This is a genomic window from Salinigranum marinum (assembly GCF_024228675.1).
In the GTDB taxonomy this organism is placed as follows: Archaea; Halobacteriota; Halobacteria; order Halobacteriales; family Haloferacaceae; genus Salinigranum; species Salinigranum marinum.
Genome location: NZ_CP100462.1, coordinates 379927 through 393297 on the forward strand (window position 1 = coordinate 379927; position 13371 = coordinate 393297).

The 13371-nt window shown below is 61.2% G+C and carries 10 protein-coding genes and 2 pseudogenes; 8 read left to right on the plus strand and 4 right to left on the minus strand.

The window, feature by feature from the left end:
• The first annotated feature begins 91 nt into the window (after positions 1-91).
• On the plus strand, positions 92-1603 hold the full coding sequence (locus NKJ07_RS21935) for a hypothetical protein (protein WP_318570667.1): 1512 nt from the start codon (positions 92-94) through the stop codon (positions 1601-1603).
• Positions 1604-1677: 74 nt separating this feature from the next.
• On the opposite strand, the pseudogene NKJ07_RS21940 reads toward NKJ07_RS21935, so the two are convergent.
• A pseudogene (locus NKJ07_RS21940) lies at positions 1678-2673 on the minus strand (RNA-guided endonuclease InsQ/TnpB family protein); the annotation flags it as partial.
• Between the two features lie 48 nt (positions 2674-2721).
• Between NKJ07_RS21940 and NKJ07_RS21945 the strand changes: the two are divergent.
• A complete protein-coding gene (locus NKJ07_RS21945; RefSeq protein WP_318566693.1) occupies positions 2722-3714 on the plus strand; it encodes a transposase in 993 nt (330 codons plus the stop codon).
• 22 nt (positions 3715-3736) lie between these two features.
• Here the strand turns inward: NKJ07_RS21945 and NKJ07_RS21950 are convergent.
• A pseudogene (locus NKJ07_RS21950) lies at positions 3737-4054 on the minus strand (RNA-guided endonuclease TnpB family protein); the annotation flags it as partial.
• Positions 4055-4321: 267 nt separating this feature from the next.
• On the opposite strand from NKJ07_RS21950, the gene NKJ07_RS21955 reads away from it, so the two are divergent.
• From NKJ07_RS21955 to NKJ07_RS21975, 5 genes are all read left to right on the plus strand, one after another.
• Complete coding sequence (locus NKJ07_RS21955; protein ID WP_318570668.1) at positions 4322-5923, plus strand: AAA family ATPase; 1602 nt, start codon at positions 4322-4324, stop codon at positions 5921-5923.
• A 99-nt stretch (positions 5924-6022) separates the two neighbouring features.
• The gene (locus tag NKJ07_RS21960) at positions 6023-6574 is read left to right on the plus strand and encodes a DUF7342 family protein (protein WP_318570669.1); all 552 of its coding nucleotides are present in this window, start codon (positions 6023-6025) and stop codon (positions 6572-6574) included.
• Positions 6575-6580: 6 nt separating this feature from the next.
• Positions 6581-7027 (plus strand): hypothetical protein, encoded by a 447-nt coding sequence (locus NKJ07_RS21965; protein ID WP_318570670.1) that lies wholly within the window; start codon positions 6581-6583, stop codon positions 7025-7027.
• 183 nt (positions 7028-7210) lie between these two features.
• Positions 7211-9223, plus strand: a complete 2013-nt coding sequence (locus tag NKJ07_RS21970) for a hypothetical protein (RefSeq protein WP_318570671.1) — start codon at positions 7211-7213, stop codon at positions 9221-9223.
• Between the two features lie 107 nt (positions 9224-9330).
• Positions 9331-9846 carry a VWA domain-containing protein gene (locus NKJ07_RS21975; protein WP_318570898.1) on the plus strand — a complete coding sequence of 172 codons (516 nt, stop codon included), beginning with the start codon at positions 9331-9333 and terminating at the stop codon, positions 9844-9846.
• Between the two features lie 239 nt (positions 9847-10085).
• Here NKJ07_RS21975 and NKJ07_RS21980 read toward each other — a convergent pair whose 3' ends face one another.
• Positions 10086-11330 carry an inorganic phosphate transporter gene (locus tag NKJ07_RS21980; protein WP_318570672.1) on the minus strand — a complete coding sequence of 415 codons (1245 nt, stop codon included), beginning with the start codon at positions 11328-11330 and terminating at the stop codon, positions 10086-10088.
• A 137-nt stretch (positions 11331-11467) separates the two neighbouring features.
• On the opposite strand from NKJ07_RS21980, the gene NKJ07_RS21985 reads away from it, so the two are divergent.
• On the plus strand, positions 11468-11887 hold the full coding sequence (locus NKJ07_RS21985; RefSeq protein WP_318570673.1) for a universal stress protein: 420 nt from the start codon (positions 11468-11470) through the stop codon (positions 11885-11887).
• A 580-nt stretch (positions 11888-12467) separates the two neighbouring features.
• Here the strand turns inward: NKJ07_RS21985 and NKJ07_RS21990 are convergent.
• On the minus strand, positions 12468-13283 hold the full coding sequence (locus tag NKJ07_RS21990; protein WP_318566907.1) for an IS5 family transposase: 816 nt from the start codon (positions 13281-13283) through the stop codon (positions 12468-12470).
• Positions 13284-13371: the final 88 nt, after the last annotated feature.

Genomic DNA, 13371 nt, shown 5'->3' on the forward strand with positions numbered 1-13371 from the left:
TCTCCGACAGAGGGGTGAAGAGTTCGAAATCGATCGATTGACCGCCTAATCGACGGCATCGACGCCGAACGCTCTTCATCCAGACCCGATCATGGCTATCGACCAGCACTCACAGCGAAGCGAGCGGAGCAATGACTCGACGACAAACATTGACACGCCGGACGAGAATCAACTGTCCGACAACGTCACCATCACGGCGCTTATCGCCGAAGAACACACGCTTCAATTCGCCGGCCTCGCCGATGGCGGTTCGGAAGCGATTCCAGGGGAAGGAAAGCATTCACCGGACGCCTGGTGTGGAGACGACAGCGTGACGGCACTTGAGCAGGCCATCGCGGTTCTGCCACGAGCCAGTTCCGGGGAAATCTGGGCGACCAACGAGTTCGTTGAAACCGACGGCGCCGTCGACGTCGCTGCTATCGAGTCGGTTCACGGGCTCGATACCGAGACGCTCGAACGGGCGACTGGGCACTCGCTGGACCAGCTAGCCGCCCGAACCGACGCCGAGCCGATCGTGCCCGTCGAGGATCATCAAGACATCGTCGACCGGCGACGGAAGGCGCTGTGTGCGCTGGGCTACGACGTTCGGTTCCGCTGGCAGATCGCCTCCGACCGCTACTCGATCATCAACCCACAAGAAGCTTACCAGCCGATCATCACTGCACTCCAGCGACGAGGTGAAACTGGGGTATTCGGCTGGCTGAGCTACCGCGACTGGGGCGGGGTGCTCAAGCTGTTCGTCGTCTGTCCCGGCCTCCAGCACGTCATCGGCCCGCCTGAGGAGGCAGTCGACATCGACGACGAGGACGATATCGAAGCCCTCGGGGGAAGTCGCGTTGGGGATACCGGGGCGGCGGATTCAGACGAGGAGCTGGTCGTGTACGGCGGCTTCGAGACGGGGTACGACTTTCGGGGAACCCAGACGCTGTGGGCGAAGCCGATTCTGTACTTCCCCGACAGTGAAACGGTCGTTCCGGATACGGGTCAACGCTACACGCGCCGGCACTATGGACAGGCGACCGATGCCGATCACGAACGGGCGAATGACCGGGTGCCCATCAGCGAGTGGTGGGCATCGATCTACGACGACGTCGAGACGCGAATGGTCGACGTCGACGAAACACTCCGGCGGGCCCGGGCGATCACCTACGATTTCGAGGCACTCCCGTTCTCGGCTGCCGACTGCTACCGATACTGGGGTATTGCCGACACGTATGCCGCTGTCGCGGCTGAGCGGGCGACCAGCCTCGCCGATCCCACGTCCCGACCGACGGTGTCCAACCTGCAGCTATCGTTGCTGATTGCGCTCTTGGAGGAGTACACCGGGTCGTGGGCATCAAACACGTATCAGGAGTATATCGAGGTCGCCGGCGAGTTGCTTCGGACCCCGGCGATGATGATCCAACTGGCCATGCAGGAACACGACCGGCAGGTCGAAGACGCGGCTGAACGGGTCCTCACAGAGGGCCAGCAGACGTTGAGCGACGCCCTCGAGGATATCGTCGATATCCCGGGCATCGACGTCGACACGGAGGCTGCGCTCTCGGATGGGGAAGCCCAGCGACTCCACGACCGGGTCCAGCAGCAGCTAGACGATATGTAAACTGCCCCACCTACTCCCTCGGCGCATACGCGCCTCAGTCCTTGAGGATGGGCTTTGATGTGGACTCCCGGCAATCAGTCCCCAGCAAGAGGCTGGTGACTCTCGCCGTTCAACGCCCCACCATTTATACGCACGTCTACTGGTGCGTCTCCGCTCCCCGACGTGGGCGAGGAACGGAGTCTGTGTGTCCGCTTCCGGACGTACCGTAGCCCGATGTTCTTTGCGGCATTGTAGTCCGCGTTCACCTTGTACCCGCACATCTGGCACTCGAAGTGTTCCCCGTGGCGGTTATTCTCATGCGTGAACCCGCAGTCCATCCGAGAACACTGTTGGGACGTGTGGTTCGGCGCGACTTGCTCCACGGAGACACCGCGCCCAGGAGCCTTGTAAGAGATGTACTCAAACAGGCGTCGGAACGCCCATACGTGGTGCCATTTCGCCTGCGGAAGTCGCTCACGAATGTCGGTCAAATCCTCGAACACGATAACGTCGCAGTCGTGTTCGATGGCTTCCGAGACGATCTCGTTAGCGACGATGTGGATGTACTGCTTTCGCCATGCGTCTTCGCGCTTGCCGAGGCGAAGTAGGCCGTTGTGCGCGGCTTGCGTCCCGCCCTGTTGCATTTCCCCGCGTCGCTTCTCAAACTCACGACACCAGTGGTCGTAGTCGTCGCCGTGCCAGAACGTGCCGGTCGAGGAGACGGCGAGACTGTTGACGCCGAGGTCAATACCGAGGACCGTTTGGTCGGGGTGCTCGGTATCTGCCAGAACCTCCGCGGCGTCGTCCTCAGAACGTGAAGCGTTCTCGTGTGGGGACGAGATGCACGTTTCGTCAACGCCGTCAATCCGTCGAGTCGAGATGTTGAGATAGAACTCGTCGGTCGCCGCGTCGTACCGAAGTGTACTCTCGCGGAACTCGTAGTCTTCGGAGAGTACGTACCGTTCGTAGGGCGTCGGGCTGTCTGCCGGGAGAACAAACGACGGTTCGACCCGGCCCTCAACAGTCGCCAGTGACACCTTGTTGCGGTAGGAGGTTGCGCTCCGCGTATCGTAGTCCATCGTTTCGAGGGTGTCATAGAACGATTAGCACACCAAAGAGCAGGGTGAACGCTGAGGTGGATGAGTTCAGCGACCCTGCAAGATGATCCTTCGGTAGACTCGTTCTTCAATGCCGTGGAGACAGAGACGCTAGCGCTGTTCGAGCACCTCTCTTTCGAGTTTCTCGAAGAGTTCGACGTGTTCGCCCCGGCGAAGACGGGGCGAACACGAGACCACGAACCACCAGAACTGATGCGTGGCTTTCTCCACTGCTACTACAAGGACATCTACGGCATTCGTCCCGTTGAACGAGAGCTTCGGAACACGGTCGTCTGGCTGAGCTGTGGATTCGATCGACCGCCGTCGAGAGACGCGGTCGATCGCTTTCTCACCGATCTTGAACACGTCGTTGACAAGGTGTTCGACCACCTCGTCGAGCAGGCCGCCCGGCGCGGCCTGCTCGACTTGACCTACTGTATCGATTCAACAGACGTGAGGGCGATGCCCGCCGATCCAGACGCCTCAAAGTGCTACGATCCAACCGACGACGAGTACTACTACGGCTACGGCTGTACGATCGTCTCGACCGGGCAAAAGATCCCGATCGGAGCGGAGTTCACCGAGAGTAAGCAAGCGCCAGAAGAGACGGCGATGCGCGTCACGCGTGACGCGCTCGCCGTCGCCACACCGATCTGGATGGTCGGTGACAGCGCCTACGACACGCTCGACTGGCACGACCACCTGCTGACCGCAGGGGTCGTGCCAGTCGCTCCATACAACGCCCGGAACGCTGATGACCCGAAAGACATTGAGTACAGGGTCGAAGACCGCATCACCGAACACGGCGAGGACGTTCAGTTGAAGCAGTCCACGTTGGATGAGACGTACAACCGCCGTAGTGGAGTCGAACGAACCAACGAATCAGTGAAGGACTGCGGCCTCGGGCGAACGCACGCCCGAGGCCGCGTCCACGCACGGGCGCAGGTATTTCTCGCCCTGTGCCTTCGCCTCGTCGTCGCAATCACCAACTACGAACGTGGAGACAATCCGGGAAGTACCGTGATCACGGTGTGAGAACTCTTCTATGACACCCTCTTTCGGCGGTAAAATTTGGGCAGGAGACGCGTTGTCCCTTCTTCCACCGTTCGATAACGCCTTTGATCGCTTCGACGGCGCGTTTGATGGCGGCTTGGACGAGTTGTGCCTGTAGCTCCGTCTCCTCACGAAGTTCGGAGTAGAGCGCGTCTCGGACTTGCCGTTTGTTGGTCTTGCACTCAGTGTAGGAGGTGTCCGACCAGCAGTAGTCGGCAGTTCGGTTTGCGCAGTACAGGTATTGGTCGGCGGTTCGGTGGAGTGCGTCACGTTGCTCGTCGGGAACAGCGAGTTTCACGACGGCGGTCCGACGCACGTCCATACTTCAGAGAGTACCTAATGGTAATTGAACATTCGGGAGTCGGCCGGTCGCAGTACGTCGGTTGTATCGTACCATGTCGTTTTCCTCTCCGGCCTACTCGCTCACTTCGTTCGCTCCTTGAGGCTGGAGGCTCCATCTTGAATTATGCTGAGTTGACCGAGCGTTGACTCGACGCGTGCCGATTTCTCGCTTCCAATCGAACGACGGAGACTCCGAGAAAGGCAGTGAGTGTGCCTCGACTCGGAGGCTCCAGAACGCACCCGTACCATGTCATCCACAACTAGCGACGACGCGGACAGCCAGCCCGACGAACAGGCCGTCTTGAGCCATCTCGTACGGCGACTCCTCCAGCGTGAAGGCGGCCAGATCCCGCTCGAACGAGTCACTCTCCGGGTGAGCGACTACGTCGACATCGGCGAGCAGGCCGCCGCAGACCTCATCGACGAGGGTGTCGACGCCGGAATCTACACGCTGGAGCGAGGTGCGGGTGGAACGACGACGATCACCGGCGTCACTCCCCACGGTCCCGAACCCGAAGTCATCGTCGCGGCCTTCGGGGCCGCGGTGGATACGCCCGACTTCACCATCATCAGCGTCGTCACCGAGAGCATCGATGAAGCCCTCCGGGAGGCGGGCTACGAGACGTTCGCGGACCTCGCTAACGCCGGTGTCGACGACCTCGTCGGGCTGACCGGGACGCTCACCGAAAGTCGGGCGGCAGCCATCCTCCAGGAGGCACCACAGCACGTCCCCGTCGGGACTCGTCTCGCATCTGCAGCCGCCCAGCGGTATGCCCGGCGGCTCGACAGCGAGACGGACCGTGGCGTGGCGCGGGTAGTCGACCTCGCGACCACCGATGTCGCCGTGGGCGAACCGGTCTACCGAACAGATGATCTCGATCCCGACGCTCTCGAGGCGCAGTACGTCAGCGCGATTGGTCGTAACGCCGACGATCCAGTAGCGACCGGCCTCCACCTCCTCGACGATCCAGATCATCCTGACGTGCCGAAAGCAGCGACTCACCCCGACGCCGGCGACGACGCGCTCTCCGTCGACGACGCCGGCCCGGTCGTCCCGCCGGCTGTTCCCATCGAACCGCGACTCCAACTCCCGCTCGATGAACTGCTCGCGAAGAAACTCGCTCGAGGGTTGGTCCCCGTCCGTCTCGTCGGGCCGCGCGGCTCAGGAAAGAACTACCTGATCAAGTACCTCTGCCACGAGACAAACCGGGGATACGTCTCCATCGACTGTGACGAGGCGACCCACACCGAGGACCTGTTCGGGCCGCTCACGCCGACCGAGGACGGGCTGATCGTCCCTCGAACCGGGCCCGCCAAGCAGGCACTGCTGAACGGATCGGTCTTGGTGCTCAACGAGTTCCCCGTGATGCGGGCCGGCGCCGCGATGTCGCTGCATCGCCTGCTCAACGAGGGGAAACTACTGGTGAAGGCTCACGGCGAGCTGGTCGAGCCACACCCCTCTGCGCGGATCGTGATCACGATGAATCCGCCGACGCGGGAGTACCGCGACTCAGAGCCGATGAACTCTGCCACCCGAGGGCGGTTCAGGGCGCTCGAACAGCCCTACATCCAGGACGTCGAGGTCGAACTCGACACGCTGGATGCTCAGGTCAACAGCGGCTCCATTGTGGTCGACAGAGGCACTCTCAGAAAAATCGTCCAGTTCGCCCACCAGACTCGCCAGAACGAGAACTGGCCGACGCTGTCGACCCGGAACCTCGTGGTCGTCTGTGAACACATCGAGGACGGCGCCGCGCCGAAGGCCGCGGTGAAAAACGAGGTGTGGGCGGTTGCTGAACCGAATCAGTATCCCGGAGATACCTACGAAACGCTCGACGATTATCTGTGACCTCCCGCAACCGCTCAGTTCTGTCGTTCTTGACTGATGAATACGATATAATCAGTATGAGTAAGAAACTATTAGTTCGCAGCTCCCGAAGGACAGCGCATGAGTGAGAAACAGCCGGCCTGGCCAGCGGGGATGGACGCCGCCGAGCGCGTCCGACACGTCGCGCTCACCCGGACGACGCCACGGAATGCCGGGTGGATCGCGACTGAAGCCGACGTCTCCCGCGATACGGCCGTGAAGTACCTCTCGCGGATGGCCGAGCAGGGAGATCTCGAGGTCGTCGAGACGGCCGAGGGGACCTGTTACAAGCCAGATCCCGTCACCCAGTTCCTCGACGAGGTCCGCGACCTCGCGGAAACACACTCGCAGGAAGAACTCACCGCGGAACTCCGAGACATCGCCGACGAGATTGACCGCTGGAAGCGCGAGTTCGACGTGGAGTCGCTCGCTGAACTCCGCCAGTCGGTCGGCAACGACGATCTCTCGGCCGAGCAACGCCGCGAGCGGCTCGACGTCGTCGAGGGATGGGAGTACGACGTCGAGGTGCGTGAGGCGGTCCGGCTGGCCATCGGGCTCACCGAGTCGCTCACCGAACTCGGCGCGGGGACGGACCCAGGATACACCCCAGACAGTCACCTCCAAGAAGGCTGAGGATAGATGGTCCTCTTTCTCGCGGGCGGCAGTGGGTACACCCGACGACAGGGACTTCGTCGAGTGAAAGAGCGATTGGAAAACGTCCCTGGGGCGTCGAATATCCGGTACGAACCCTCCGCGATCAAGCCAACAGCTGTTGTCGTCGTCGTCGACATCGAGATGTTCCTTGAAGAGCCGTTCCCGCGAGACACGGGGCGACTCGAAGTCGTCTGGCGGCCACGTGAAGCGACGGACCTCCAGCGCGTCCAGTGGATCGACGATGCTGTGAGTCTGGGCTGGCACAAGGACCGCGACCATTCTGACCTCGGGACGACGCACTTTCAGCACGAAATGAGCGACGGGGCCACGCCGCACCGGGAGCCGGCACACATCGAGGTAGAAGCCCCGGTGAGCTTCCTCGAGATCTGTCTCGACCGACTGCCGGACCGGATTCGGGTGACTAGCGACTGATCGTGTGTATGTGGAGTGGAAGTACGACCGCTCCCAAAGCAAGCATCTCGCTCGGGAGATCGAAGCCATCCCACACATCCGTGGCCACCGGGTCACTGTCCGCGTTGTCGAGAGGCTCGTCTACTCTCGCGGGTTTAGCGCTTACAAGAGAGCAGAGAGATTCAGTACCTCCCATTCCTCATCATGTCCGAGACCAACTCCGCCAGCGACTCGAGCGCCCTCGTCGAAACCTTCAGCTCCGATGTCCACGCCCTGGTGCGGGCGTCAGCCGGTCGGCGCGACCGGCTCCGGTCGTTCCTACAGGGCCATCTCCCGGCCAGCGTCGATGTGGAGGTCGTCCTCACCCCAGCAGTCCAGACGGCGGCGGTCCTGCCTGCCGACACCGACGCGCTGGTCAGCAGTGACGCAACCGACCTCGAACGGCGGCAGGCCACTCAGTTGCTCGAGGGCATCGACGCCGAATTTCTGGTACTCATCACGACCGCGCCGGCGCCGCTGGAGCGGGTGCCGCTGAACGATCAGCTCACCGCCGACCACGCCCACCAGTTCGGCCTCGCCTTTCACGAACTCCTCCACATCCTCAAGACTGCGATAGCCCCGATCGCCGCGCTGCTCGACGCCGAAGTCGACCCGGAATACCATCGCTACGTCCACGAACTGATCAACATCGTCGAGGACGGCGCAATCGAACACGAGGCGATCCGCGGCGCAAACTTCAGCGACACTGCCGAGATCCGACTCGAACTCACCCGCCGGATCCACTCCCAGACCCCCGACGATCTGGGAGACGGTCAGCAGGTACGCCTCTCGTTTTGGGACGCAGTCACCACCGGTCTGTACGATGCTGCGGTGTACCCGACCGGCACCACCGAAGTCCTGCTCGACGAGGGTGACGACCGCGTCGGGTTCGTCTCCGATGGCGACGAGATCGCCTTCGGGACGGTACGAGATCCGCTGGAACAACTCGCTGCTGATGCCCTCGCTATTCGGGGCGTCGACCTCGACGACGCAACCCACACGCACGACAAGACCGCCTCGGTCGAGCGAGCACGACGCGTCATCGACACTTGGACATCGACGCTCCAGCCGATCGTCGCAGGGACCGTCGGACCGACCGATGACTCGCAGGGGAACGAAGACACCGCCTCGGGGAACGACAGTCATGACTGCTCCCCGCCACAGGATGACCCGGCGGAAACCCCCGGGGAAGCTGGTGTCTCGCTCGATCGCGAGGCGACGGAGGACCCGTATCAAGACGTGTTCGACCACCCGACGGTGACGCCGGACCCCGACATGGATGATGCGAACAGCTCGGTGAGTTCTCCCACGTCAGATCTTGAGGAACCCACCGGCGACCCCGCATCGCCTCCAGTCGAACAGAAAGGGAGTGGCCAGAATCATGACGATCATCTGCCGGGAGCGGACGGCGACTCAGAATCAGGGTCGGAACCAGCCATCAAACCAGGCGAAGAGCTCGACGATCACCCATCGAGACCGCAAGCACTCGCAGTGGCTGCCGAGCGAGCTCGCGAAGACCGGGACGATCCGGGAAACGGAGGCAATCACTCGTCTCCGTTAGGTCCTCAAGATGGTCGGGCAGATGCCGACAAGGATGAAACCTTGGCGCAGACATCGCTCGAGGCATTTCAGTCTGGATCGGCAGCGTCCGAGCCCTCCGAGGAAGGCCCAGAAGACGACGGGATGGGCGACCCAAAGCAGTCCAGTGAGGACGAACCAATAGACGGTCGGGCTGACGATATCGATCACGAAGCAGCGGACGAGCCGTCGCCGGGGCCGGCTCACGGCGGCGACGAGCAGGTCGCACCGTCGCCGGCGGAGTACGAGCAGGCACTTGAGCACGATCGAGAGGCGGCCCAGCGCGAGGCAGCACGGGAGCAGGTCGACCGGGAGGCCGTCGAACGCGAACTTCAAGAGCTCAATGGCGTGCTCGACCGGCAGCAGCGGGACAGTGAACAGTACTCTGGTGACGGGCCCAAGTCCGCGGCTGAGACGCACGACGCGGGGGGAGCGGGGCTGGCCCAGAGAGCCTCGGCGACATCGTGTTCGCCCCGGTCACCGATGATCTCGTCTCACCTGGCCAGTGGGCTGCCGTCGAGGACGGCGCCGCCCGCGTTGCGCAGGTCCTTGAGAAGGAACTCACGCTCGAACGCCAGCAGGGAACCCGGACCGGTCTGACGGCCGGGAAGTACGATACCCGCGCCGGGCACCGGCTCGCCATCGGCGATCCGCGGGTCTGTGAGACCCCGACACCAGGCCAGGAGAAGCGTTACGCCTTGGTGCTCGTGTTGGACCGGTCGGGCTCGATGCGTAACGGCGATCCCCCGAAGATAGAGGTGGCCACCCGGGCGGTCGCCCGGCTCGCCGTCGCTGCCGAAGGCTTGGGGATTCGTGTCGCCATCATCGACTTCATCGACGGTCAGGCCCGTCTCGCGAAACCGTTCGCCGTCGAGACGCGTCACGTCCAGACGACGCTCCTCGATACCGACTGTGGTGGCGGGACGCCCCTGGCCGAGGCGATCGGCCTCGCCCGGACGATCGTGGACACCCAGCGTGACGAGCCGTTGATCATCACCATCACTGATGACCGCCCGAGCGACGTCGAGGCCGTCAAACGCGAACTCCGAGGCTCGTATGCGCCGGTGTGTTCGCTAACGGTCGCGACTGACTGTGGACCGGGGACGCTGGCACCAGATGCAATGGAGTTGGCCCCGTACTACGAGCGGCAAGCAGCGGTATACGATATAGACGCCATCGATGATCGCCTCGATCAGTTCGCGAGTCTCCTCACCGGAATATGAACCTCCTATCGTCGGTCGACGGCAGATTCCCGCGGATGTCTCGCTATGTGCAGTTCCATTTGTCACAAATGGTAAAAATAGACGTTTCTTATTGACCGACCGAGTAACCGTGGCTGGGTAAGACGGGACTCAGCGTTGCGGTGTGTTGGTGTCATATGCTGCCAAACACAGATCGTTGTGTGCCCGGGCGCCTGGCTGCCCACTGCTGGGAGCGGCCGGCCAACGGCAGTGGGTACCACTCATAGCAGGAACGCGAACACAGGGTATGAGGCGACAATCGCCAGCGACGGCGTCAACACCCACATCGTCACGATACGTTTGGCCGCCGCCGGGTTGAAGAGACTTCGCTCGTCGATATCTGCCGGTCCCTCAGCGCCGATATCTGGGATGTCCGGGGTTTCGTCTGGCTTCTTGGGCGATTCCTCTTCTCGAGCAATATCCCCAATGGTCGGGCTGGCAGGAGCATCCTCAGCGCGTGAGGTGACTAATGCGCCAGTCGAGACGTCTACTACCGGACCAGCTGGCGATGGCGTCGCCAACTCCGCCAAAGTCGCTGCCCGACTCGCTCGACCCCATCCGAGCCCAATGATCGTCGAGGTCGTACTGACGGCGAGACTCGCTGGAATTCCGAAAGACGAGAGAATGGTGATAACCGTTCCACCGACCACGGACACGATTAGTGAAGCGAGTATCGGTAGCTCCGTGATATCGTCTCCAACCGTTTCTAGCGTGCGACGGGCGATTGTGAAACTGCCCAATCCGAAGGCCCCCACCGCGAGCAGGACGCCCTGATTGACCGTCAGCGAACCTCCAGAACCGACGAGAGGGGCAACGGCGTTCGCAGCGTTCGACGCCCCAGCCGAGAACGCCATGTAACAGCCGATGATGACTACCGCGAGTGACCCGACGATATCCTGCAGTGATGCGTTCTGATTTATCGACGGCCGTGGAATCACTCCTGATCGGTCGAGTTGGATGAAGTGGAGATTGAACGTCGTAAACGCGATGTACCGGTCGAGATAGGGGTAAATATAGCGGCCGACCACGACCCCGATACACAAACAGATCAGCGGGGCGACGATCCAGGCTGAGACGATAACGAACATCAGCGCCTGATTGAGGGTGCCGGATGCAAGGCCCAATCCGACAATGGCACCTACAGCGGTCATCGAAGTCGAGGCTGGGACGCCATAGAGATTCGATATCAACAGTGATGCGCCGGTAAAGAACAGAACGGCGACACTGGCGATGGGGGTAAACTGGGCTGCCGGCACGATACTGCTGCTCATCGTCGCGATGACGTTCCGTCCGACGGTCCACGCCCCGAGAAAGCCAAAGCCAACGAACAACGCCCCCGCAGTTGTCTTCCGAATCAGGCGTGAGCCGACTGCAGGGCCGAATGCCACGCCCGTGGATGATCCGCCAATGTTGAACCCAACAAATACGGCGACAAGGATACCGACGACGGCCAGGAGTGCCACCATCGTAATTGCATCAACATTGCCAGGCTCCACTTTATAAGCTCTGACATCAGGTCCGGCTGACACCGGGTTTCAACGCTGAAGAGTGGTTGATGCGAGTCTGACCAATGGTTTATGATTCTGCCCGCCGTCCTTTACCCATGATTTCCCGCGTTCTTGTCCCGATGGACGAGTCCGAGATGGCTGAACACGCGCTGGAATACGCGCTTGAGGCGCATCCAGATGCGGAAATTACGGTCTTACATATCGTCGGTGAACCCTCAGCGATGATGGGAAAAGCGGTAGGACTTGCACTTGAAGACGATTTTGAGGAGGCAGTGGAGGAGCGCGCATCACAAGTCCATGAACGAGCGCATGAGATAGCGCAAACCTACGAGAAAGAGATAACCACGGACGTTGCGTGGGGGCGTCCAGCGAAAGCAATCATCAATCGAGCAGCTGATTTCGATACTGTTGTGATTGGTAGTCACGGTGGATCGCTTGCGGACCGGTTGTTCGTAGGTAACGTTGCCGAGAAGGTGTTCCGCCACTCACCGGTTCCGGTAACTGTTGTTCGATGACTCGTCTGTACTGACTATCAGCTATTCATCCTGATCAGCAATCTGGCGTGCTGCATATGCGCTGTGTATCTTGCACTGACCTACCTACCAATCTCCCGATATATTCCGCTGTTTCACTGGGCCTTGTTTAGACGCCAAATTTCGAGCGTAACAGGGGTTCTGACGCACTCCTAAAGGGATTGATGCGGAAAGTGTTGAGATGATGTTCTCCGCTCAAGCCGTTCATTCATCGGATAACGTCGGTTTGTGACCGATCTCGGATCGTCTATCGCTCCAGTTCGCCACTCTGTTTGAAGCACATTCGGGGGAGAAGACCTCTCCCACCTATTTTCGAGCGTCTAAACAAGGCCCAAACACTGTACTCATTCTGCCTTGTTGAACGCAAGACAGCGTCGGGGTGGGGTTGCTGATCTACAATTTTACGGCGCTAAAGACGGCTTCTCGCCCTCAGAAGATGCAGTAGCTGTCACTCACAGCGGTTGCTGATGAGTCAAAACTATGGTACCTTGCTCCATTGTTCCGGTGACGGCGGCGATGCCTCTCCCGGATACGTCCGGAGAAGGGGAGCAGACGGCGAGCCCTAACTCGCCGCCTGCGTCAGGTTATGCACGATGCACTTGCGAGTCAGCTCCCGGAACTGGCCATGCCAGCTCCGGGAGCGGAGCTTCTCGCCGTCGTCTTCCTTCAACTGCGAGAAACCTGTCTCGCTCATCCAGCGTTGGTTGTAGTCCTCGTTCATCCGGGCGTTGTGGGCCTTCTGCAACGGTGTCTGCTCCCTGTGCTTGATCAACGGTCGCGTTGAGTTGGAGCGACACTCCTCGCGGAGGTCGCTCCACGAATAGTTCGCATCAGCAGACAACACACGCAGGTCTTCCGCGTTCCGGCGGAAGACCTGCATCCCGATGTGGCCGTCCCAGGCTTTCTTCGTCGTGAAATGAACGTCCTTGATCGCCAGCGAGTTCACGTCGATCAAGATCGTCGTCTTCATCGACTGGAACGAGTAATTCGCGCGGTCGCGGTAGTGGTAGCTGGTTTGATCGCGCTGGAAGCCACTCGCGTCAATCGCGGCTTCACCACTCCAGCCCGCCTGCTCCGCCGAAGCGCGGAGCAGGCGGCGCAGGTCACGCATCCGGTACTCTTGTTCCCACCGGCAGAACGAACTGTAGTGCGGTGCCTCGTCAAGTTCGAACACGGCGAGGACACCGGGCATCTCGTTAAGATAGTCTTCAGTCTCACGGAGGCTCTTCTCCAACTCGACGCGGTACAGAATCAAGGCGATCTGCACCCATTTCGCGTACCCGCCCGCGCCGTCCGGCGCGGCGGGTACTTCCGGGTCGTCAACGTGCTGTTTGGCAAGATCTCGACACATCCGTGCTAGCCGTCTGAGCGATGCCATATCGCCAGACGGCGTCCAATTACGGGTTAGCGTGACGGAATCTTCCCGTGAGAGCGTCTGAAGCTGCCGTTAGTCGACCGCAAAACAA